The following is a 23,825-nucleotide window of genomic DNA, read 5'->3' on the forward strand; positions in this document are numbered from 1 at the left end:
GTAAAAAGGTGAAATGCGTTGTTTAAAAGAGAAATACTAGCTAATGATGGAAGATTACTTAAATCAGCTAATTGAAGGCTTTTAGACAAGGAGATTACCTTGACACAGACGGGCGCTTTTCGTTATGATACAAATGACAAACAACGGGGGGAGAAACTCGATGCTACTTGAAAAAACAACACGCATGAACTTTCTCTTCGACTTTTATCAAGCATTATTAACAGATAAGCAAAGAAGTTATATGGAACTCTATTATTTAGATGATAACTCACTTGGAGAAATCGCTGAATCATATGGGATTTCACGTCAAGCTGTTTATGATAATATTCGTCGAACTGAAGCGATGCTTGAAGAATATGAAGAAAAACTATGTTTACTGGAAAAATTTCAACAACGCACGCAAATGCTTGCGCGACTTACAGCTGGGATTACGGAAAAAAGTATGGCGGTTGAGGAGCAGTTGGCGCTTATTGAGCAGTTGAAAGAATGGGATTAGGAGGCGAAAGCAGTGGCTTTTGAAGGATTAGCGGAACGACTCCAAGGAACGATCCAAAAGATTAAAGGTAAAGGAAAAGTATCGGAACAAGACGTAAAAGAAATGATGCGTGAAGTCCGATTTGCTTTAATCGAGGCGGATGTTAACTTAAAAGTAGTCAAAGAATTCGTTAAAAAGGTAAGTGAACGTGCTGTTGGTGTAGATGTTATGCAAAGCTTAACACCGGGTCAACAAGTAATTAAAATCGTTCAAGACGAATTAACGGAGCTGATGGGCGGCGAACAAAGCCCGATTAAATTTAATACGAAGCCACCAACTGTCATTATGATGGTCGGTTTGCAAGGTGCGGGTAAAACAACAACTACTGGGAAATTAGCAAATGTTTTACGTAAAAAATATAATCGTAAACCATTATTAGTTGCTGCTGACGTTTATCGCCCTGCTGCGGTTCAGCAATTACAAACATTAGGAAAGCAATTATCTTTACCTGTTTTTGCTTTAGGCACAGATGTATCACCAGTTGAAATCGCTCGCCAGGCAATTGAATTAGCAAAAGAAGAGCATCATGATGTAGTAATTATTGATACTGCGGGTCGCTTGCATATCGATGAGGATTTAATGCAAGAATTAAAGGATATTCGTGCGCTTAAAGAGCCGGATGAAGTATTCCTAGTAGTAGATGCTATGACAGGTCAGGACGCTGTAAACGTTGCGGAGAGCTTTAATGAGGCTGTCGGCATTACAGGTGTTGTATTGACTAAGCTTGATGGGGATACACGTGGTGGTGCGGCATTATCTATCCGTTCTGTGACACAGAAGCCGATTAAATTTGTCGGTATGGGTGAAAAAATGGACGCGCTTGAACCGTTCCATCCAGAGCGTATGGCATCTCGTATTTTAGGTATGGGTGACGTTTTATCACTAATTGAGAAGGCGCAGGCAAACGTCGATGAAGCAAAAGCGAAAGAACTTGAAGAAAAGTTCAAAACGCAAAGCTTTACACTCGATGATTTTGTTGAGCAATTACAACAAGTGAAGAAAATGGGCCCTCTCGATGAAATATTGAAAATGCTACCAGGCGCAGGCAAAATTAAAGGGTTAGATAATGTCAAAGTGGATGATAAGCAAATGGGCCGTGTAGAAGCCATTATTTACTCTATGACAAAGGCTGAAAAGACAAATCCTGAAATTATTAACGGCAACCGTAAAAAACGTATTGCAAAAGGTTCAGGTACGTCTATTCAAGAGGTAAATCGTTTGTTAAAACAATTTGACGAAATGAAAAAAATGATGAAACAAATGACAGGTATGGCTACAGGTAAAGGCAAGAAAAAGATGAAATTACCAGGCTTTGATTCATTGTTTAAATAATATTTTATAGGTGTTAAGAAAAAACACTTTACAAACAACATAAACATTGATAATATACTATCTTGTGTGAAACTTATTCGGAGGTGCTATTAAAATGGCAGTTAAAATTCGCTTAAAACGTATGGGAGCTAAAAAATCTCCTTTCTATCGTATCGTAGTTGCAGACGCTCGTTCACCACGTGACGGTCGTTCAATCGAAACAGTTGGTACTTACAACCCACTAACTCAACCAGCTACAGTAAACATTGATGAAGAGAAAGCTCTTAAATGGTTAGCTGACGGTGCAAAACCATCAGATACAGTACGTAACTTGTTCTCAGAACAAGGTATCATGGAAAAATTCCATAACCAAAAATTCAGTAAATAATCGGGGGAGACGTCTTTGAAGCAGCTGATTGAAGCAATCGTTTTACCGTTAGTCGATTATCCAGAAGAAGTTCGTATTGAGACGGACGAAAATGCAAATCGAATTGTTTATAAACTTTTTGTTCATCCAGAGGATCGAGGGAAAGTCATAGGCAAACAAGGGCGAGTGGCGAAAGCGATTCGTACAATTGTTTATTCAGCGGCAGGTAGTCACCATCAAAAAAAGACTTACGTCGATATATTGGATTGATAAAAAGATTTTCACGCTCGTTTACACGCGAGAAGGTAACAATGTAGCAACTATGCAACCTGTCGCCATTTTGCACTGAAGAATTCTAACAAGTATGCTTACATACGTTGCTAGAATTCGACGGGACAGTAAATGTGTAGCGTAAAATCTGGATAGAAGAGGGGGGAGCTTGCTGGTTCCTTCCTTTTTTTATATAGTACGGATATATAACGTTATAGAGGTGAAATGGATGGAATGGTTTAATGTAGGTCGTATTGTCAACACGCACGGTATCCGTGGTGAAGTACGTATATTATCGACTACAGATTTTGAAGAAGAGCGCTTTGCGGTGGGAAATAAGATTGCAGCGTTTAAAAAAGACGATAAAAAGCCAACGTGGGTAACAATTCAATCGGTACGCCGCCATAAAAACTTTATTTTATTAACATTTGAAGGCATGGATAATATCAACCTTGTCGAACCGTTCAAAGAAGGAATGCTGAAAATCACGAAAGATCAAATGACCGATGATTTATTACAAGAAAATGAATTTTTCTTCCATGAAATTATTGGCTGTACAGTTGTATCTGAAGAAGGCGAAACAATTGGTGAAGTGAAAGATATTCTGCAAACAGGTGCCAATGATGTATGGGTAGTGAAAGGTGCAAAAAAAGAACACTACATTCCATATATTGAAGACATCGTAAAAAATATTGATGTGGAAGAAAAGAAAATTGTCATTCATGTGATGGAAGGCTTGCTATGATGAATATTCACGTGTTAAGCCTGTTTCCTGATATGTTCTCGGGCGTGTTTGGAGCATCGATACTAAAAAAGGCGCAGGAAAAAGGTGCTGTAAAGCTAGAAGTTTCCGATATTCGTGCATTTTCAGGCAACAAGCATAAACAAGTAGATGATTATCCGTATGGTGGCGGTGCAGGGATGGTATTGAAGCCAGAACCGATGTTTAGCGCTGTAGAGGCAATTACAGCAGGTAGAAAGCCACGCATCATTTTAATGTGTCCGCAAGGTGAACGATTCACCCAAAAAAAAGCTGAGGAGCTAGCGCAAGAAAGCGAATTAGTGTTTTTATGTGGCCACTATGAAGGCTATGATGAACGCATTCGTCAACACCTAGTAACCGACGAAATTTCAATTGGAGATTTTGTGTTAACAGGTGGAGAGTTAGGTGCAATGACGGTTATTGATAGTGTAGTACGGCTTTTACCTGGTGTTTTAGGACAAGAAGATTCCCATATTCAAGATTCCTTTTCAACGGGGCTGCTAGAACACCCACATTATACGCGACCTGCTGAATTTCGAGGCATGCAAGTACCCGAAGTATTATTATCAGGCAATCATGCGAAAATCGAGCAATGGCGCGAAGAACAATCGTTAAAACGAACATTCGAGCGTCGCCCAGATCTACTCGAGCAATATCCATTAACAGACAAGCAAAAATTGTATTTAGAAAAACTTAAAAAAGAACTATAAAGATACTTGCTTGCATGCAGTATATGTGATAACATCTATTCTGTGCTTCTATGTGAAGTGCTGAATTACGGTGTTCCGCTGTGGCATAGATTGCGTGCAAGAGCATCTGTCTAAGGAGAGAAAACAATGTCAAACATTATTACAGAAATTACTAAAGCTCAGCTTCGTACTGATCTACCTGCTTTCCGTCCTGGTGATACTGTTAAGGTACACGTGAAAGTAGTAGAGGGTACACGTGAACGTGTCCAAGTATACGAAGGTGTAGTTATCAAACGTCGTGGTGGCGGTATTAGCGAAACTTTCACAGTTCGTAAAATTTCTTACGGTGTTGGTGTTGAGCGTACATTCCCTGTACACACACCAAAAATCGCTAACTTAGAAGTTGTACGTCGTGGTAAAGTACGTCGTGCTAAACTTTACTACCTACGTAACCTACGTGGTAAAGCTGCTCGTATTAAAGAAATTCGATAATTATGACTTAAAAGTGAGGGGCTTGTATTGCAAGCTCCTTTTCTTTTTGCTTGTCATCTTAAATAATAATCATCTAAAATGAGGATGAGGATAGACAAGGGGGCAATTCATAATGGAAAAACAAGTGAAAGAAAAGAATGAATTATGGGAATGGACAAAGGCGCTTTTAATTGCATTTGCGATTGCAGCAGTTATTCGTTATTTTTTATTTACACCAATTGCAGTTGATGGTGAGTCCATGATGCCAACCCTTGAAGATGGCGACCGAATGATTGTTAATAAAATCGGTTATAAAATTGGCGAACCAAAGCGCTTTGATATTGTTGTGTTCCATGCACCAGAACAAAAAAACTACATTAAACGTGTAATTGGGTTACCAGGTGAAACGTTAGCATATAAAGACGATCAGCTATACATTAACGGTGAACCGATAGACGAGCCTTATCTAGATGCCTACAAAGCTAAAATTACAGAGGGTACATTAACGGAAGATTTTACGTTAAATGACATTGATGTATCACTTAATGATGTAATTCCAGAGGGCTATGTTTTTGTCATGGGAGATAATCGTCGTTATAGTAAGGATAGCCGTCATATTGGAATCGTCGATCAAAAAGAAATCATAGGCAATACGAGCCTTATTTTCTGGCCGTATAGCGATATTAAAATTGTGAAGTAATGTTTGAAAGGGAGGCGAACCCTCCCTTTCTTAACGTCTAAGAGCATAAGTTTTCTTATTCGATTTTAAGGCATTTGCACTGCACGGTTATTACGTGTAAATTGGGCGAATGCGCTTTTCTTATTTAGGAGGTATAGAAATGACTATACAATGGTTTCCAGGGCATATGGCGAAGGCCCGCCGTGAAGTAACGGAAAAATTGAAGCTAGTAGATATTATTTTTGAATTAATTGATGCACGTTTGCCGCTATCTTCTAGAAATCCAATGATTGATGAGGTTATTAATCAAAAGCCACGTCTTCTTATTTTAAATAAATCAGATATGGCAGATGAACATGAAACACGCAAATGGGTAGAGTACTTTGCACAGCATGGTCATAAAGCGGTGGCGATCAATTCTCTTGAAGGAAAAGGGTTGCAACTCGTTACAAAGGCAGCTCAGGAAATTTTAAAAGAAAAATTTGATCGAATGAAGTCTCGAGGAATGAAGCCGAGAGCAATTCGTGCAATGATAGTTGGTATTCCGAACGTTGGGAAATCAACACTTATTAATCGATTAGCAAAGAAAAATATTGCAAAAACAGGCAATATGCCAGGTGTGACGAAGGCTCAACAGTGGATCAAGGTCGGCAAGGAGCTTGAATTGCTTGATACACCAGGAATTTTATGGCCAAAGTTTGAAGATCAAGAAGTCGGCTATAAGTTGGCATTAACAGGCGCTATTAAAGACACCATTACAAATATGGAAGATTTAGCTGTTTACGGGTTGCGATTTTTATCGACGCATTATCCAACTCGCATGGAGGAACGATATGGTTTCAAATTTATGCATGAGGATTTAGTAGAAACTTTTGACCATATTGGCAAGCTTCGTCGTGTTTTTGGCGCAGGTGGAGAAATCGATTATGATCAAGTAGCACAGCTTATCGTTCGAGATATTCGCGGGTTACTTTTAGGAAAGCTTACATTTGACTTTGTTGATGAACAGCTTGAAAAAGAAGCTACACAGCAATAATGTGCGAAAAAACTGCCATGCTCACGCAATAAAACGTGAGCATGGCAGTTTTTCTTTTAGGAATAGTAGTTGTTGCCGATAAATGATATAGAGTGAGAAAAAGGGAGTAAAATGATGAAAACGATTAAAGAAATTACAGCAGCATTAAAAATGGCTGAGGATTGGCAAGAATGGATGACAGCAGTTGCAGTCGATGAACGTGCAGGTGTGCAGAAAGCGTGGCTTAGTTGGAATAAACGCCAGGACAGAAAACAACAACTAATTGACGAACATCAAGCAAAAATTGACTTCGATCATCTCTATGGTGGGAAAGACGCATTGATTGCAGGTGTGGATGAAGCTGGACGTGGCCCGTTAGCTGGACCAGTTGTAACGGCGGCTGTTATTTTGCCAAAAAACTGTGAAGCTCTTGTTGGATTAAATGATTCGAAGCAATTAACAAAGGAAAAGCGTAACGCCTTTGCAACATTGGTAAAAGAGCATGCTATTAGTTATTTTATTCATTTTCAATCAGCAAAAAATATTGATGAATTGAACATTTACGAAGCGACAAAGCAATCGATGAAAACAAGTGTGGAATCATTGTCTATTAAGCCTGATTTCGTATTAGTTGATGCAATGACACTACCAATAGCTATTCCTCAGGAATCTATTATTAAAGGAGATGCTAAAAGCTTAGCAATTGCGGCAGCTTCTATTTTAGCAAAAACTGCTAGGGATGATTATATGGAACAATTGGATAAAGATTTCCCTATGTATGGCTTTGCGCAGCATGCTGGTTACGGTACGAAACAACATTTAGAGGCACTTGAAACATACGGACCTACAATACATCATCGAAAGTCATTTGAACCTATAAAATCCATGTAAGAAAGGAGTATTTAGATGACAGCTACATCGTTTAATCCGATACAAACGCAACCAACTGCTCTAATGCAAGCCAATCAACCGCTTGCATTGAAGCAAGGACAAGTATTTCATGGCACGATTAAACAACTATATCCTGATCAAACGGCAGAAATTCAGGTGGGTAATCAAAAACTCATTGCTAAACTTGAAGTACCGCTTAAAGCAGGGGATGCACATTTCTTTCAAGTAACAGGAACAAGTCCGCAAACTGAGTTAAAGGTCGTTACAGGACCAATGGGACAAGGGGTTTCCTCGAGCCAGCAAATAAATCAGCTATTAGATTCGATGAATTTGCCAAAATCGACGGAAATGCAGCAGGTGTTAGCGCATTTTATAAAGGCACAAATACCGATTTCTAAGGAGCAGCTTCTCCAGGCGGAGATGTGGATGAAGGCATTACCCGAAGGTGTGACAAAGATGGATGCCTTGCAAGCTCTACAAAAAATGGTCGAACTGAAAATGCCGATGCTTCAAGATGTATTCCAAGCGCTTGTTAGTGGGCAAAAAACATCCGGTATGACGGCTATTATGGATACCTTTACACAGCTATTAGCAAAGGATACCGTACTGCAAGAAAATATGAAGCAAAATTTAATGCAACAAGTAACAGCGATTGCAAAGCCATTCGAAGCAGAAACGGGGGCATTAGTGCTCGCAAAAGCTATTCAACTTTTAACCAATAGTCCTACATCTGTGAGCGAGCGATTACAAGCTTTAAATTTGTTAAAGGAAGCAGGCGTTTTGCCGCAACAGGCAACTTTACAAAATTGGGCTTCTTTAAATGATGCAAAGTCTGTGCAACAAGGTCAACTTCAGCAGGCTGGCCAAGTAATCCAAACTATTTTAGCGACAAAACCAGAAAATAAAGCTCAGCTTATTGACCAGCTAAAATCTTGGACAGCAAGTCAAAGTTTATTGACAAATGAGCAAAAGCTACAACTTAACCAAATGATTGATAGATTTAACCAATTACCAACTAATAAACAAACATTAGAGATTTTTGCAAAGCAAATGCAGGAGCAACTAATCAAGGCTTTTGCTCAAAATACACCTGAGCGATTATTTACGCAAGATGCTAATGGGCTTTCTGTAAAAGAACATTTATTATCGTTGTTTAAGCAACAAACAACTTTGCCAGCACAAAATGAAGCACTAATGCGAAATCTGGTGAAGACTAGTATTGAAGCACCACAGCCAGGGATTCAGCAAATGCTGACAGAAGCTGATGCACATGTACGAAATTCAATGGATAGTAAGGCAATGGAACATGCGCTTAAAACGGTATTAAAAAGTCTAGGTATTAGCTATGAAGCCGCCCTTAGTAGTAAATCAGCCGATTTACAAACGATTGCACACCAATTAAAGCCCCAGCTCCATACGTTGCTTCAAGAAGCGCAGATTACACCGCAGCTAAAGGAAGCGGCAGAAATGTTAATGACACGTATGAATGGCATGCAACTCGTGTCAGGAGAAAATGGTCATCAACACCAACTTGTGATGCAAGTACCACTCGAGTTTTTCGGTAAGAAAATGGACGCTACACTACAGTGGAATGGGCGTATGAAGGATGATGGAAAAATTGATGCTAACTATGCGCGGATATTATTTTATTTACAGATGGAATCAATGAAGGAAACCGTTATTGATATGCAAGTTCAAAATCGTGTCGTAACTGTCACTGTATTTAATGAGCAATCCAATATTATTCCGCTGGCAGATTCACTAAAGGAAGCATTAAAAATAGGTCTAGCAAAAAAAAATTATCAGCTTTCGGGTGTCTTTATTAAACAATTTGAAAAAGCCCAATTAGAAAAAACACCCCCTGTAGTACAACAGCAGGAGGAAAATAGCGGGGTGGATTTCCGTATATGAGTGAAGAAAAAAAGACGCGTAAAGAAGCAATTGCCCTTACTTATAAGCTAGGACAATTTGATAGCCCCTCTGTCGTCGCAAAAGGTAAAGGGAAGGTAGCAGAAAATATATTGGCACGTGCAAATGAGCATGATGTGCCTATTTATGAGGATCCGAACCTTGTCCAATTACTTGGACAATTAGATTTAAATGAGTCAATACCTGAAGAATTATATCAAGCTGTGGCAGAAGTATTTGCATTTATATATCATTTAGACCAAGAACATAGCAAAAATATAGAAAAAATAAAGTATTCTGATTTTTAGAATTCTCTGTTTTAGTACACAAAGTAGAAGAAAACGTCATAATTTTAGAGAATTTTTGAACGAAAGACAAAGTGTAGACTTTATCAGAATGTTTCGTTAGAATAGATTATGTTAGTAAAACAATTTTATGCAAATGTTTGATGGGAGGATGTATTATGAATATCCATGAATATCAAGGGAAAGAAATTCTGAGAAAATATGGTGTTGCAGTACCTAATGGAAAAGTTGCTTTTTCCCCTGATGAAGCAGTGAAGGTAGCGAAGGAACTTGGCTCAAATGTTACTGTAGTCAAGGCGCAAATTCATGCAGGTGGACGCGGTAAAGCTGGTGGTGTCAAAATCGCAAAAAACCTTGATGAGGTGCGTACGTACGCAAAAGAGTTATTAGGTAAAATTTTAGTAACTCATCAAACAGGTCCAGAAGGAAAAGAAGTAAAGCGCTTGTATATTGAAGAGGGCTCCGATATTCAAAAAGAGTATTATTTAAGTTTAGTATTAGACCGCGCTACATCTCGTGTAACTGTAATGGGATCAGAAGAAGGCGGCATGGATATTGAGGAAGTAGCAGAAACAAATCCTGAAAAAATCTTCAAAGAAGTTGTTGATCCAGTAATCGGACTTACAAGCTTCCAAGCACGTCGTATGGCGTTTAATATGAATATTCCAGCAAACCTAGTAGGTAAAGCTGTTAAATTAATGTTAGGTTTATATCAAGCATTTATCGACAAAGATGCTTCTATCGTAGAAATTAATCCACTTGTTGTTACTGGACAAGGGGACGTTGTAGCACTAGATGCTAAATTCAATTTTGACGCAAATGCATTGTATCGTCATAAAGATATTGTCGAATTACGCGATTTTGATGAAGAAGATCCAAAAGAAATCGAAGCGTCAAAATATGACCTTAGCTATATTTCTCTAGATGGCAACATTGGCTGTATGGTAAATGGTGCAGGTCTAGCGATGGCAACAATGGATACAATTAGTTACTACGGCGGCAGTCCCGCTAACTTCCTTGATGTTGGGGGCGGCGCAACAGCTGAAAAAGTAACAGAAGCATTCAAAATTATCCTTTCAGATCCACATGTAAAAGGTATTTTCGTTAATATTTTCGGTGGAATTATGAAATGTAACATTATCGCTGATGGTGTAGTAACTGCAGCCAAAGAAATCGGTTTATCTGTACCGTTAGTAGTACGCTTAGAAGGTACAAACGTAGAGCTTGGTAAAGAAATTTTAAATGCATCTGGTTTAAACATCGTAGCAGCAGATTCAATGGCTGACGGTGCACAAAAAATTGTGGAACTAGTAGGCTAAGGAAGGCAGGGAGAACAATGGCTGTATTTATTAATAAAGATACAAAGGTAATTGTACAAGGGATTACAGGCGAAACAGCGCTATTTCATACGAAGCAAATGCTTGATTATGGTACAAAAATCGTAGCAGGCGTAACACCTGGAAAGGGAGGTCTTGAAATTGAAGGCGTACCTGTATTCAATACTGTAGCTGAAGCAGTAGCAGCAACAGGTGCGACGACATCAGTTATTTATGTACCTGCACCTTTTGCAGCAGATGCAATATTAGAAGCTGTTGATGCTGAACTAGAATTAACAATTTGTATTACAGAGCATATTCCTGTCCTTGATATGGTAAAGGTTAAACGCTTTATGGAAGGCAAAAAAACACGCCTAGTTGGTCCGAACTGTCCAGGCGTTATTACAGCAGATGAATGTAAGATTGGTATTATGCCTGGTTATATTCATACAAAAGGTCACGTTGGGGTTATTTCTCGTTCTGGAACATTAACGTATGAAGCAGTTCACCAATTGACACAAGCTGGTATCGGTCAAACAACTGCTGTAGGTATCGGAGGAGACCCTGTAAATGGGACAAACTTTATCGACGCACTTGAAGCATTCAACAATGACCCTGACACATATGCAGTTGTAATGATTGGGGAAATTGGTGGTACTGCTGAAGAAGAAGCAGCAGAGTGGATTAAAGCAAATATGACAAAACCAGTCGTTGGCTTTATCGGTGGACAAACTGCACCTCCGGGAAAACGTATGGGACACGCAGGTGCCATTATTTCTGGTGGTAAAGGAACAGCTGCTGAAAAAATTAAGGCTATGAACGAAGCGGGTATTGAAGTAGCTGAAACACCATCTGTTATCGGTGAAACACTAATTAAAGTAATTAAAGAAAAAGGGCTATACGAAAAATGTAAAACCCATTAAAATGGAAGATGTAGCACATTGCGGCTACATCTTTTCTCTTTTTCTCTGTCTAAATGGTAGTGTTTGAATTATTTCTTCCCTTTTAGAATGTTCAACACTAGAAACTCGATGATAAAAGTCGAGTAGGTGAAGCGGCAAGACAGGGGCGTACTCTCTAGTGTGCCTTTGAGTGTATACACATAGTTTTCTACTTTTTTGTGATGAAATGAAAATTGCGGTCATTTAATTTCTTCTATTATAAAGGAGGTTTTAAATGATTTTCTCAGTAGATACTCAGAGACTGCTAGCTATGCATTATGTATATCCATTACCACTCCAAAAACTTCAACAGTTATTGTCCCCGGTGGATGTATTAAGTTATTTTGAAGAAGCACACCCTAATGAGATTGCAAGCACATTGCAAATAACGAGGCAAAAAGCTATGCAAATTTCTCAAAATTTCCAGCGCGTTATGAACTTGCCAGTTCAAGAGGTTTACGCACAAGCAAATATTTTCCCCATACCTTTTAATCACCCATATTTCCCGGCGCAATTATTTGAAATACCTAGTCCACCTACTGTATTGTATGTGAAAGGTCAGCGCGACCTGCTGGAAAGAGATAAACGGATAGCTATTATAGGCTCTAGAAAGGCTACAGCATATACTAGAGTTGCAATAGACTTAATCATCCCACCGCTCATTGAACACGAATACACGGTCGTGAGTGGGCTTGCGCGAGGTGCAGATACAATGGCGCATGAGGCAACAATTAAGTTTGGAGGCCGCACAATCGCAGTGCTTGGACATGGTTTTAATTTTCTATACCCAAAAGAAAACCGAGCGCTCGCTTGTAAAATGGCTGAGAGTCATTTACTTATTACAGAGTACCCACCTTATATTAAACCGGCAAAATGGCAATTTCCTATGCGTAACCGATTAATAAGTGGTTTGTCTCAAGCTTTAGTTGTAACGGAAGCGGCACTAAAGAGCGGGACGTTAATTACTACAGAATGTGCATTAGAGCAAGGAAAAGATGTATTTGTTGTACCTGGACCGATTAATGCAGAGCAGTCAAAAGGGACAAATAAATTACTATTAGAAGGAGCAATTCCCGTATGCGATGGTCACCAAATCGTTGAAACACTTTCGCTCTTTTCTAGCAAAAATTGAAAAAAAGTTGCATTATCTTAAAATCTGTTATACATTTTGCAACAGGTAACTTAAAAAATTAGCAATAGACCTCGCTAAGGGGGAGACATAGATGGCGGATTATTTAGTGATTGTAGAATCACCAGCAAAAGCAAAAACAATTGAACGTTATTTAGGAAAAAAATACAAAGTAAAAGCATCGGTTGGGCATGTGCGTGACTTACCACGTAGCCAGATGGGCGTGGATACTGAAAATAATTACGAACCTAAATATATTACAATTCGCGGTAAAGGGCCTGTTTTACAGGAACTTAAGTCTGCGGCTAAAAAAGTGAAGAAAGTCTATCTAGCGGCCGATCCAGACCGCGAGGGAGAAGCGATTGCTTGGCACCTTGCGACTGCATTAAATATTGATATTAACTCAGACTGTCGAGTTGTTTTCAATGAAATTACAAAGGATGCAATTTTAGATTCCTTTAAAAATCCTCGTGCCATAAATATGGACTTAGTGGATGCACAGCAAACACGTCGTATGCTAGATCGACTTGTAGGCTATAATATAAGCCCGATTCTTTGGAAAAAGGTTAAAAAGGGCTTATCAGCAGGGCGTGTGCAATCCGTAGCACTACGTATGATTATTGATCGTGAAAACGAAATAAAAAACTTCCAGCCGGAAGAGTATTGGACGATTGAAGGCTCCTTTGAAAAAGGTAAAAAGACATTCGATGCACTGTACTATGGTAACGGCAAAGATAAAATAAAATTATCGAATGAAGAGCAAGTAAAGTCCATTTTAAAAAATGTTAAAGGTACAGCATTTGAAGTCGTAAATGTGACGAAAAAAGAACGTAAACGAAATGCCGCACCTGCTTTTACTACATCTTCTTTACAACAAGAAGCAGCGCGGAAGCTAAATTTCCGTGCGAAGAAAACGATGATGCTTGCACAGCAATTGTATGAAGGTATTGATATTGGTAAAAAAGAAGGTACAGTCGGTTTAATCACGTATATGCGTACAGATTCAACACGTATATCTGAAACTGCCAAGACGGAAGCGGTTTCTTATATTGAGACAAAGTACGGAAAAGAATATATCTCGACAGAAACGAAGCAGGTTAAAAAGGCGTCGAATGCACAAGATGCCCATGAAGCAATTCGTCCGACAAGTACGATGAGAACACCAGATGAGTTAAAAACAGTACTTAGTCGCGATCAACTACGCTTATACCGTTTGATTTGGGAGCGCTTTATTGCAAGCCAAATGTCGCCTGCTGTATTAGATACAGTTGCTGTAGACCTTCAACACGGTGATGTTTTATTCCGAGCAAACGGCTCACAAGTCAAATTTGCTGGATTTATGAAACTATATATAGAAGGTACGGATGATCAAACAGAAGAAACGACGAAACTTCTACCTGAAATGGAAATTGGCGATCAGGTGAAATCACTTGAAATCGAGCCGAAGCAACACTTTACGCAACCACCGCCACGTTATTCTGAGGCTCGTCTTGTGAAAACGATGGAAGAGTTAGGAATAGGGCGACCATCGACATATGCACCGACCCTTGATACAATTCAACGCCGTGGCTATGTTGTGCTAGATACAAAGAGATTTATGCCGACAGAGCTTGGTGAAATCGTCCACCAACAAATGCTGGAATTTTTCCCTGATATAATAAATATCGAATTTACAGCAAAAATGGAACAAGATCTCGATGATGTTGAAGAAGGTAGCCGTAAGTGGGTTGAAGTAATCGATGATTTTTATAAAGACTTTGAGGTTCATGTAAAGCATGCAGATGCTGAAATGGAGAAAGTAGTCATTAAAGATGAACCAGCTGGTGAGGATTGCGAGAAGTGTGGTTCACCAATGGTATTCAAGTTAGGTCGCTATGGGAAATTTATGGCTTGCTCGAACTTCCCAGATTGCCGTAACACAAAAGCCATTATGAAGCCAATTGGGGTTAAATGTCCTTCTTGCGAAACTGGCGAAATTGTGGAACGCAAAAGTAAAACAAAGCGCTTATTTTATGGATGCAATCAATATCCAGAGTGCGAATTTGTTTCTTGGGACAAGCCAATTAGTAGACCGTGTCCGAAATGTAGTGCATTATTAGTAGAGAAAAAATTAAAAAAAGGTGTGCAAATTCAGTGTACGAAATGTGACTATGAAGAGACACCAACTCAATGATAGGAAGATGGTAAGAAAATGACTGAACAAGTTGTAAATGTAATTGGAGCAGGCCTTGCAGGTAGTGAGGCGGCTTGGCAAATTGCTAAGCGTGGTGTAAAAGTTAAACTTTATGAAATGCGTCCAGTAAAGCAAACACCTGCCCACCATACTGATAAATTTGCAGAGCTTGTTTGCTCAAACTCGCTACGTGCAAATACGCTAACAAATGCTGTTGGTGTTATTAAAGAAGAAATGCGTTTATTAGATTCTGTTATTCTAAAAGCGGCCGATGCATGCTCTGTACCAGCAGGTGGGGCACTTGCAGTAGATCGCCATGAGTTTGCAGGCTATGTAACAGAAGCGGTGAAAAATCATCCGTTAGTGGAAGTAATTCATGAAGAAGTAACTGAAATTCCAGAAGGTATTACGGTTATTGCAACTGGTCCACTAACTTCAAAAGCATTAGCTGAAAAAATTCAAGGTTTAACGGGTCTAGACTATCTGTATTTCTATGATGCAGCAGCACCGATTATTGAAAAAGATAGTATCGATATGGATAAAGTTTATTTAAAATCTCGTTATGACAAAGGTGAAGCGGCTTATCTAAACTGTCCTATGACAAAGGAAGAATTTGATCGTTTCCGCCAAGCGTTAATCGAGGCAGAAGTTGTCCCATTAAAAGAATTTGAAAAAGAAATTTATTTCGAAGGCTGTATGCCGATTGAAGTAATGGCAGCGCGCGGTGAAAAAACGATGTTGTTTGGACCGATGAAGCCAGTAGGACTTGAAGATCCGAAAACAGGTAAACGACCATATGCTGTTGTACAACTGCGCCAAGATGACGCTGCAGGTACACTTTATAATATTGTCGGCTTCCAAACACATTTAAAGTGGGGACCACAAAAAGAAGTGCTGCAACTAATACCAGGCCTAGAAAATGTTGAAATCGTACGATATGGCGTAATGCATCGAAATACTTTCATTAATTCACCGAAAGTGCTAGAGAAAACATATCAGTTACGTGAACAAAAAAATGTTTTCTTTGCTGGTCAAATGACAGGTGTAGAAGGTTATGTTGAATCTGCAGGTAGTGGGTTAATTGCTGGCATCAATGCGGCGCGTTTGGCATTAGGACAAGAGCCAATTATTTTCCCATTCGAAACTGCATTAGGTAGTATGGCGCGTTATATAACAGAAGCACAATCGAAAAATTTCCAACCGATGAATGTTAACTTTGGTATATTCCCTGAATTACCACCAGGACGTCGTTCAAAACCGGAGCGCGCGGAAATGCATGCGAATCGCGCAATGAGCACAATTCGAAATTTTGTGAATTCACAAACAATTTAATTGCCAAAAGCCTCTAAAAGTTGATATACTCTTAGAGGCTTTTTCTTTTATGTAGACAAAATGCTTAATTACACGTATTTTATTATTTTGTATAGTGATTTTCTCATAATATAACCATTTTCACTTGCTATATTACGAAGATAGGTATAGTGTCAATATGTATGTTTTTTAAGGATTACTTAAACGACAAATTTATTTAAATGGCAACGTTTGTTTTACCATTTGAATTTGTTGGTAATAGTAATGAGAGAAGGTTACGAATAATTCATTGGTGGTGAATCTTTCATGTTAGTTTCGTCCCAAGAAGCACTTGAACAGTTTATGCTTTACATCCAGGTAGAAAAAAACTTCTCTGTTCATACTGTGCGAGAATATGAATCAGACCTACTAGATTTTTTAGCGTTTTTACAGGCAGAAGGCGTTAATGATTTAGCCAGTGTTGAGTATATACATGCACGACTATATGTAACGAAGTTGTATGATGAAAAGAAAGCAAGAACTTCTGTATCAAGAAAAATTTCATCAATCCGCTCCTTTTTTCGCTTTCTAAATAAACAGCACGGCATGGATGATAGTGCTTTTCGATCGCTATATCATCCGAAAAAAGAATCACGTTTACCAAGTTTTTTCTATGAAGAAGAATTGATGAAGCTTTTTGATGCGAATGTAGGAGATGATTTGAAATCGTTGCGTAATATGGCTATTTTAGAGTTATTATATGCAACGGGCATTCGGGTGAGTGAGCTTACATCCATTATGGTAGCGGATATCGATTTCCGTTATTCTATTGTTCGAGTAATGGGTAAAGGAAGAAAAGAACGCATTATACCATTTGGTCAATTTGCGAGTGTGGCTATACAGCACTACATAGAGCAGGCTCGTCCACGTTTGATGAAACAAACAAATCATCAGCAACTATTTGTCAATATGCGCGGAGGGGAACTTACGCCACGTGGGGTACGTCATATTTTAAATGAAATGATTGATAAGACCTCACTCCATACGAAAATATACCCACATATGCTTCGCCATACTTTTGCTACACACTTACTGAATCATGGCGCAGATTTACGGACTGTACAGGAGTTACTGGGCCACGCGCATTTAACTTCAACACAGGTTTATACGCATGTAACAAATGAGCATCTTCGTCAAACATATATGAATGCCCATCCAAGGGCATAATAGAGGCTAAGGAGGAAGGCAAATGGGACAAATCCATGCGACTACGATATTTGCGGTACATCATAATGGCGGGTGCGCTATGGCTGGCGATGGTCAAGTGACACTTGGGAATGCGGTTGTCATGAAAGGCACTGCAAGGAAGGTCAGACGTCTGTTTAATGGGCAGGTGCTAGCTGGCTTTGCGGGCTCTGTAGCCGATGCTTTTACACTTTTCGAAATGTTTGAAGCGAAATTAAACGAATATAATGGGAATTTACAGCGAGCTGCTGTAGAAGTAGCAAAACAATGGCGTGGTGATAAAATGCTACGTCAATTAGAGGCGATGTTACTTGTGATGGATAAAAGTACACTACTCCTTGTATCTGGTACGGGAGAAGTTATAGAACCTGATGACGGTATATTAGCGATTGGTTCTGGTGGGAATTATGCATTATCAGCAGGTCGTGCTCTAAAAAAATATGCAGGTGAGTCAATGACTGCTCGTGAGATTGCTGAGGCAGCATTAGAAACTGCCGCTGAAATTTGTGTATTTACAAACCATAATATTATCGTGGAGGCACTTAACTAATGACACCACAAAACTTAACCCCAAGACAAATTACTGAGCATTTGGATCGTTTTATCGTAGGGCAAAATGAGGCGAAAAGAGCGGTAGCTATTGCACTACGAAATCGCTATCGTCGTTCTCTACTAGCGGATGATATGAAGGCTGAAGTTATTCCTAAAAATATTTTAATGATTGGACCAACGGGAGTTGGGAAAACTGAAATTGCAAGGAGAATTGCAAAACTAACGAATGCGCCGTTCGTAAAGGTTGAAGCAACGAAATTTACCGAAGTGGGCTATGTTGGACGTGATGTAGAGTCAATGGTCCGCGATGTTGTGGAGGCTTCTCATCGTCTCGTGAAGGAAGAAATGATGGAGTCTGTGAAGGAGCAAGCGGAAGAGTTGGCAAATGAAGCCATTGTAAAATTACTTGTCCCTTCTTTACGTAAAAAACAAGCTATGCAAAATCCGTTTGAAATGTTATTTGGTGGCAAAGAACAACAAACACATGATGATACATCTTCTGAGGAAACGGAAGTACGCTCAAAACGTGCGCAAATCGCTATTGATTTACGCAATGGCAAATTAGAAAATGAATGGGTTACTGTTGAAGTTACTGAACAAAGTCCTTCGATTTTTGATGCATTACAAGGTACAGGGATGGATATGTCTGCCAATAGCGGTATGCAAGATATGTTATCGAGCTTAATGCCTAAAAAACAGAAAAAGCGCCGTGTGCAAGTAAAAGATGCACGTCGTATTTTAATAATTGAGGAAGCAAATAAGCTAATTGACGCAGATGAGGTGTCACAAGAAGCTATTACTAGAGCAGAACAATCTGGGATTATTTTCATTGATGAAATTGATAAAATCGCAAGCAAAGATACGAACTCTTCTGCTAGTGTTTCACGTGAGGGTGTCCAGCGCGATATTTTACCAATCGTTGAAGGTTCAACTGTCACTACGAAATATGGTGCTGTTAAAACAGACTATATGCTTTTTGTTGCTGCAGGAGCTTTCCACATGTCTAAACCGTCCGATTTGATTCCAGAATTACAAGGACGATTCCCAATTCGTGTAGAACTTGAAAAATTAACGAAGCAAGATTTTGTTCGTATTTTAAAAGAACCAGATCAATCGCTTATTTTGCAATATAAAGCGTTATTAGAAACAGAAGGTGTAGCAATCAATTTTGCAGAAGATGCAATTGAACGAATTGCAGAAATCGCAACAGAGGTCAACCAAGAAACAGATAATATCGGGGCACGTCGATTACACACAATTTTAGAACGCTTGCTAGAAGAATTATCGTTTGAAGCGTCTGAAATTGCTCCAGCTCAAATTGATATTACAGCTGCTTATGTTGACCAAAAATTGGCTGGTATTGTAAAAAACAAAGATTTGTCACAGTTTATATTGTAGGCGAGGCTTGATAGTACCATTCAATTGCGAAAAACTTTAGAATATTAACTAAATACGGTATGGATAATTTATAGGAGGAACATATAATGAATTTATTAGAAAAAACAAGAAAAATTAACTCAATGCTCCAGGCATCTGCGGGTAAACCAGTAAACTTTAAAGAGATGGCTGACACTTTAGGGGACATTATTGATAGCAACGTATATATTGTAAGCCGTAAAGGGAAGCTTTTAGGTATTTCAATTCACCAACAAATTGAAAACGAGCGTATGAAAAAAATGTTCGAAGAGCGTCAATTCCCAGAAGAATATACACATAGCTTGTTTACAATTTCTGAAACGTCTTCAAATTTAGATATTAACAATGAACATACTGCGTTCCCAGTTGAAAATAAAGATTTGTTCCAAAGCGCTCTAACAACTATCGTACCAATCGTTGGTGGCGGTGAACGTTTAGGCACATTAATTTTAGCTCGTTTATCAGCTCAATTTGAAGATGATGATTTAATTTTAGCTGAGTACGGTGCTACAGTAGTTGGTATGGAAATTTTACGTGAGAAATCTGAAGAAATTGAAGAAGAAGCACGTAGCAAAGCTGTTGTACAAATGGCAATTAACTCACTTTCATATAGTGAATTAGAAGCGATTGAACATATCTTTGAAGAACTAGATGGTAACGAAGGTTTATTAGTTGCTTCGAAAATTGCAGACCGCGTAGGAATTACACGTTCAGTGATTGTAAATGCATTACGTAAACTTGAATCTGCAGGTGTAATTGAATCACGTTCTCTAGGTATGAAGGGAACTTACATTAAAGTATTAAACGATAAATTCTTAAACGCACTAGCTGAAATTAAAATGAAATAATAACAAAAGCTCCCTAGTTGAGGGAGCTTTTTCTGTTTGCGTAAGCTATACAAATAGTTAATATAACAAGCCCTACCACTCTGCTTTGTGTGAGCGAGCGTCGGTTGTTCATAACTGGCACATGTGTCATTTTTGTGAATATCCGATATATTGTTTCTGCAAAATACTAGGTGGTAGGGCTTGCTTTGTAACAAAAATGATACATAATTAATCTTTAAAAAGAACTTCTTATTTCTTGTAGTCTTTTAACTTTAAGAAATGGGGACAAACGATAAATCGCATTTGTTGTGAAAAGATTGAAACTAAACCTGCCTAAAAGCGTCCACTTGGAGTGAAAATCACTGCCATAGATGGACATATCCTGACCTTTAGTCCTTTTTGTCGAAACGTATAGACGTTCTCAACTGAATTAGAAGGAGTTTTTTTATATTGTCACGACTAAAATAGTAAAAAGGGACTTTTTTTTACCGAAAAATCCCTTTTTGGTATTTAAATCCAACCCTCTCTAGTAATAAAAAGGGATATAAATGATACTAATACAGTAAACACTGTCGAAATAGTGTAAAATAACTAGAAAAAAGTCGACGCACTCTGAGGCCTAGAGCCAGTAGGTATGGGGCATATTTGTCCTGGTTACCAAACTCAAAAAATAGGGCGTATATACTATTAAAAAATGACAAAAGACAATAGACACTACGTATCATCTTAATTACAATTGTATTATTGGATAAATTAAGAAGTACATAGATTGAAATTAAATGAGGTGAATGGTTTTGAACTTATTTGGAGGAACTATTAGTAGCCTGGAAAACGGACTTTCCTATGCAACTTTGAATCATAAAACAATCGCAAATAACATTGCGAATGTCGATACACCAAATTATAAGGCGAAAAATGTAAGTTTTAAAAATATGTTGGAGAATGAGAAGCAAATTTCTATATCAGCATATCGAACAGATAGTAGACATTATGATTTTGAAATTAAACAATCGACACCAGGTGTCAATAATGTTACTAACTTACGATATCGAAATAACGGTAATGCTGTCGACATGGATGCCGAACAAACGAAATTAGCGGAAAATCAAATCTACTACAATGCTCTGATTGACCGTGTAAATGGAAAGTTAAATACGCTAAATACTGTTATTAAAGGAGGTAAGTAATAAATGTCTATTTTTCATGGAATGAATACTACTGCCTCTGCATTAACGGCACAGCGTTTGCGAATGGATGTTATTTCTTCGAATATGGCAAACGTAGACACTACACGCGCTAAACAAGTAAATGGGGAGTGGGAGCCATACCGACGGAAGTCTGTTACTTTTTCTGCGCAAGAAGGGCGATTTTCGAATTTTTTAAATGTGGCAATTGGTAAAAATGCAAAAAGCGGTGTTGGGAATGGTGTGAAAGTCACGCAAATTAAAGAAGATACTGAAACACCTTTCAAATTAGTGTATGATCCAACACATCCTGATGCAGATGCAGATGGCTATGTCAGCATGCCAAATGTTGACCCATTAAAAGAAATGGTAGATTTAATGTCTGCTACTCGTTCATATGAGGCGAACATAACTGTTTTAAATGCAAATAAGTCTATGCTAACAAAAGCGTTAGAAATCGGTAAATAATAAAAAAGAAAGGATGGATACATAATGGCAATTTCGTCCGTTTCACTAATGACACCTACCCAGGTTGTAAATCAAACAAACAAATTAAATACAACACCTTACGAAGCTCAGCAAAGCTTTGCGAATTCGTTAAAAGAGGCAATAGCGAAAGTGAATGATCAGCAAATCACTTCTGATAATCTTACACAAAAGCTAATTACTGGTGAAGATGTGGAGTTGCACGAAGTAATGATTGCATCTCAAAAGGCGAGCATTACATTAAACGCAACAATTGAAGTTCGCAATAAGGTGATTGAAGCTTACCAAGAAATAATGCGAATGAGTGTCTAATTAGAATGAATTGGTGAAGTAAGACGCCAATTCATTTCGTTAGGCTTCCCGTGGAAATAAAATTTTTAGAGTATTAGTTTTCATGGGATTCCACTATTATCGCGAATTATTGATTGCTAGGTTATTCACTATAACCGGAGGATTCATAATGAATGAACGATTGACGAAAATAAAAAACGACACCAGCCAATTTTGGACAAGTCGGAGTAAAACACAAAAAATAGTAATGATTAGTTCTTTAGTTGGTGTAATATTACTTGCAGCTATCATTACATTTTTTGCAACAAAAACTACATATGTTCCGCTTTATAAAGATTTATCGACAAGAGAAATCGGCCAAGTAAAAGAGGCTTTGGATTCTCAAGGCGTAAAATATGAAATCGCTCCAGGGGGAACGTCCATCTTAGTACCCGAAGAACAAGTTGATTCATTATTGGTGCAACTAGCATCCGATGGTTATCCTCAAACTGGAACGATCGATTACTCATTTGCTAATAGCTCTGGTTTCGGTATGACAGACAATGAATTTAATTTATTGAAAAAAGCTGCGACTGAAACAGAAATTGCTAAGCTAATAAAAAATCTAGAAGGCGTTAAAGATGCAAAAGTTATGATTACACTTCCTGAAGAAGGAGTCTTCATAAAAGATGTAAAAGAAGATGCAACTGCTTCCATTGTATTGAACACAGATCCTGGCTATAAATTTACAGAGCAACAAATTGCCACTATGTACAACTTAGTAGCAAAAAGTATCCCGAACTTAAATACGGATAATATTGTTATCTCTAACCAATATTCAGAGTACTTTGATTTGAATGCTACAACGACAGATGGCACTTCTACAACAACAGCTGAAGGCCAATTGCAAATGAAGAAATTGGTAGAACGTGACTTGCAACGTCAAGTGCAAAATATGCTAGGTACTTTGATGGGACAAGATAAAGTCATTGTTTCTGTTACGACAGATATTGACTTTAAAAAGGAAAATCGTGAAGAAAATTTAGTGACGCCAGTTGATGAAGAGAATATGGAAGGTATTGCGATTAGCGCCCAACGTATTACAGAACAATATTCTGGTACTGGCAACCCAGCAACAGGTACACCTGAAGCTGAAACAACAACAGATAATTTTACTACTTACAATGAAGGTACATCGGGAGATGGAGATTACGAACGTACGGAAGAAACAATCAATAATGACGTCAACCGTATTCGTAAAGATATTCAAGAGGCACCTTATAAAGTTCAAGATATCGGTATCCAAGTAATTGTTGAGCCACCAACAGCTACTGACGCAGCATCTCTACCAGATGGCGTTCGACAAGATATTGAGAAAATTTTAAGTACTATTGTTCGTACAACTATCTCAAAAGATGTAGCTGCGGAACTCACACAAGATCAAATTGATGAAAAAGTGGCTGTTTCAGTCCAACCTTTAAATGGTAAAGTGGCAGATGCTGCTCCTGAGACACCTGTTATTCCATGGTGGGTTTGGGTAGTTGGAGGCATTTTACTGGCTGTTATTCTATTACTTGCATTCTTCATCATCCGTTCACGTAAACGTGCGAAAGAAGAAGAAGAGCTTAGTATCCTAGAAGAACAAGAAGAATTGATAATCGATGATATTAATGAAGAAATTGAAACGGAAGCTACAATGCGTCGTAAGCAACTTGAGAAGATGGCGAAAGATAAGCCTGATGATTTTGCAAAGTTACTGCGTAGTTGGATTGCGGAAGACTAACTAGGAGGT

25 protein-coding genes are annotated in these 23,825 nt (G+C 38.5%); all 25 read left to right on the forward strand.

All coding sequences use genetic code 11. From position 1 onward, the window contains the following. Positions 1–160 precede the first annotated feature (160 nt). The 25 genes from ACIQXJ_RS01690 to fliF all read left to right on the forward strand — a co-directional run bounded on the left by ACIQXJ_RS01690 (position 161) and on the right by fliF (position 23,816). The gene (locus ACIQXJ_RS01690; protein WP_401009491.1) at positions 161–496 is read left to right on the forward strand and encodes a putative DNA-binding protein; all 336 of its coding nucleotides are present in this window, start codon (positions 161–163) and stop codon (positions 494–496) included. 12 nt (positions 497–508) lie between these two features. Continuing rightward, complete coding sequence (gene ffh, locus ACIQXJ_RS01695) at positions 509–1,867, forward strand: signal recognition particle protein (protein ID WP_403048934.1); 1,359 nt, start codon at positions 509–511, stop codon at positions 1,865–1,867. A gap of 94 nt (positions 1,868–1,961) precedes the next feature. Continuing rightward, positions 1,962–2,234, forward strand: a complete 273-nt coding sequence (rpsP, locus tag ACIQXJ_RS01700) for a 30S ribosomal protein S16 (protein WP_024362057.1) — start codon at positions 1,962–1,964, stop codon at positions 2,232–2,234. 15 nt (positions 2,235–2,249) lie between these two features. Continuing rightward, on the forward strand, positions 2,250–2,483 hold the full coding sequence (locus tag ACIQXJ_RS01705) for a KH domain-containing protein (RefSeq protein ID WP_004269410.1): 234 nt from the start codon (positions 2,250–2,252) through the stop codon (positions 2,481–2,483). Positions 2,484–2,712: 229 nt separating this feature from the next. After that, on the forward strand, positions 2,713–3,228 hold the full coding sequence (rimM, locus tag ACIQXJ_RS01710) for a ribosome maturation factor RimM (protein ID WP_401009489.1): 516 nt from the start codon (positions 2,713–2,715) through the stop codon (positions 3,226–3,228). Then, positions 3,228–3,956, forward strand: coding sequence for a tRNA (guanosine(37)-N1)-methyltransferase TrmD (gene trmD / locus ACIQXJ_RS01715; RefSeq protein ID WP_403054797.1), 729 nt, complete (start codon positions 3,228–3,230; stop codon positions 3,954–3,956). The genes rimM and trmD overlap by 1 nt, the downstream gene beginning before the upstream one ends. A 126-nt stretch (positions 3,957–4,082) precedes the next feature. Then, positions 4,083–4,427 carry a 50S ribosomal protein L19 gene (gene rplS / locus ACIQXJ_RS01720; protein ID WP_139860434.1) on the forward strand — a complete coding sequence of 115 codons (345 nt, stop codon included), beginning with the start codon at positions 4,083–4,085 and terminating at the stop codon, positions 4,425–4,427. A 112-nt stretch (positions 4,428–4,539) separates the two neighbouring features. Then, entirely contained in the window at positions 4,540–5,106 is a 567-nt protein-coding gene (gene lepB, locus ACIQXJ_RS01725) for a signal peptidase I (protein ID WP_403048937.1), read from the forward strand. A 139-nt stretch (positions 5,107–5,245) separates the two neighbouring features. Then, entirely contained in the window at positions 5,246–6,121 is an 876-nt protein-coding gene (gene ylqF / locus ACIQXJ_RS01730; protein WP_401009488.1) for a ribosome biogenesis GTPase YlqF, read from the forward strand. Between the two features lie 114 nt (positions 6,122–6,235). After that, positions 6,236–6,991, forward strand: a complete 756-nt coding sequence (locus tag ACIQXJ_RS01735; protein WP_403054799.1) for a ribonuclease HII — start codon at positions 6,236–6,238, stop codon at positions 6,989–6,991. 15 nt (positions 6,992–7,006) lie between these two features. Beyond that, complete coding sequence (locus ACIQXJ_RS01740; RefSeq protein ID WP_403048940.1) at positions 7,007–8,902, forward strand: hypothetical protein; 1,896 nt, start codon at positions 7,007–7,009, stop codon at positions 8,900–8,902. After that, entirely contained in the window at positions 8,899–9,207 is a 309-nt protein-coding gene (locus ACIQXJ_RS01745) for an EscU/YscU/HrcU family type III secretion system export apparatus switch protein (RefSeq protein WP_403048943.1), read from the forward strand. The genes ACIQXJ_RS01740 and ACIQXJ_RS01745 overlap by 4 nt, the downstream gene beginning before the upstream one ends. A 155-nt stretch (positions 9,208–9,362) precedes the next feature. Beyond that, positions 9,363–10,523 (forward strand): ADP-forming succinate--CoA ligase subunit beta, encoded by a 1,161-nt coding sequence (gene sucC, locus ACIQXJ_RS01750; RefSeq protein ID WP_401009485.1) that lies wholly within the window; start codon positions 9,363–9,365, stop codon positions 10,521–10,523. A 17-nt stretch (positions 10,524–10,540) separates the two neighbouring features. Beyond that, positions 10,541–11,443, forward strand: coding sequence for a succinate--CoA ligase subunit alpha (gene sucD / locus ACIQXJ_RS01755; protein ID WP_403048946.1), 903 nt, complete (start codon positions 10,541–10,543; stop codon positions 11,441–11,443). Positions 11,444–11,696: 253 nt separating this feature from the next. After that, positions 11,697–12,593, forward strand: a complete 897-nt coding sequence (gene dprA / locus ACIQXJ_RS01760) for a DNA-processing protein DprA (RefSeq protein ID WP_403048949.1) — start codon at positions 11,697–11,699, stop codon at positions 12,591–12,593. 91 nt (positions 12,594–12,684) lie between these two features. Beyond that, positions 12,685–14,763, forward strand: a complete 2,079-nt coding sequence (gene topA / locus ACIQXJ_RS01765) for a type I DNA topoisomerase (protein WP_403048952.1) — start codon at positions 12,685–12,687, stop codon at positions 14,761–14,763. Positions 14,764–14,781: 18 nt separating this feature from the next. After that, the gene (trmFO, locus tag ACIQXJ_RS01770) at positions 14,782–16,095 is read left to right on the forward strand and encodes an FADH(2)-oxidizing methylenetetrahydrofolate--tRNA-(uracil(54)-C(5))-methyltransferase TrmFO (protein WP_337981913.1); all 1,314 of its coding nucleotides are present in this window, start codon (positions 14,782–14,784) and stop codon (positions 16,093–16,095) included. A gap of 285 nt (positions 16,096–16,380) precedes the next feature. Then, the gene (gene xerC / locus ACIQXJ_RS01775) at positions 16,381–17,280 is read left to right on the forward strand and encodes a tyrosine recombinase XerC (protein ID WP_340825860.1); all 900 of its coding nucleotides are present in this window, start codon (positions 16,381–16,383) and stop codon (positions 17,278–17,280) included. Positions 17,281–17,302: 22 nt separating this feature from the next. Continuing rightward, the gene (gene hslV / locus ACIQXJ_RS01780; RefSeq protein ID WP_403048955.1) at positions 17,303–17,848 is read left to right on the forward strand and encodes an ATP-dependent protease subunit HslV; all 546 of its coding nucleotides are present in this window, start codon (positions 17,303–17,305) and stop codon (positions 17,846–17,848) included. Continuing rightward, on the forward strand, positions 17,848–19,248 hold the full coding sequence (hslU, locus tag ACIQXJ_RS01785; RefSeq protein ID WP_403048958.1) for an ATP-dependent protease ATPase subunit HslU: 1,401 nt from the start codon (positions 17,848–17,850) through the stop codon (positions 19,246–19,248). Before hslV ends, hslU begins: the two co-directional genes overlap by 1 nt. A gap of 86 nt (positions 19,249–19,334) precedes the next feature. Then, positions 19,335–20,114, forward strand: a complete 780-nt coding sequence (codY, locus tag ACIQXJ_RS01790) for a GTP-sensing pleiotropic transcriptional regulator CodY (RefSeq protein ID WP_024362040.1) — start codon at positions 19,335–19,337, stop codon at positions 20,112–20,114. A 773-nt stretch (positions 20,115–20,887) separates the two neighbouring features. Then, on the forward strand, positions 20,888–21,280 hold the full coding sequence (gene flgB, locus ACIQXJ_RS01795) for a flagellar basal body rod protein FlgB (protein WP_401009481.1): 393 nt from the start codon (positions 20,888–20,890) through the stop codon (positions 21,278–21,280). Positions 21,281–21,283: 3 nt separating this feature from the next. Continuing rightward, complete coding sequence (gene flgC, locus ACIQXJ_RS01800; protein ID WP_403048961.1) at positions 21,284–21,745, forward strand: flagellar basal body rod protein FlgC; 462 nt, start codon at positions 21,284–21,286, stop codon at positions 21,743–21,745. Positions 21,746–21,769: 24 nt separating this feature from the next. After that, a complete protein-coding gene (fliE, locus tag ACIQXJ_RS01805) occupies positions 21,770–22,075 on the forward strand; it encodes a flagellar hook-basal body complex protein FliE (RefSeq protein ID WP_401009479.1) in 306 nt (101 codons plus the stop codon). A gap of 148 nt (positions 22,076–22,223) precedes the next feature. Beyond that, positions 22,224–23,816 carry a flagellar basal-body MS-ring/collar protein FliF gene (gene fliF, locus ACIQXJ_RS01810; protein WP_403048964.1) on the forward strand — a complete coding sequence of 531 codons (1,593 nt, stop codon included), beginning with the start codon at positions 22,224–22,226 and terminating at the stop codon, positions 23,814–23,816. The last annotated feature ends 9 nt before the right edge of the window (positions 23,817–23,825 follow it).

It is taken from the genome of Lysinibacillus sp. NPDC097868 (assembly GCF_044761135.1).
Lineage (GTDB): Bacteria > Bacillota > Bacilli > Bacillales_A > Planococcaceae > Lysinibacillus.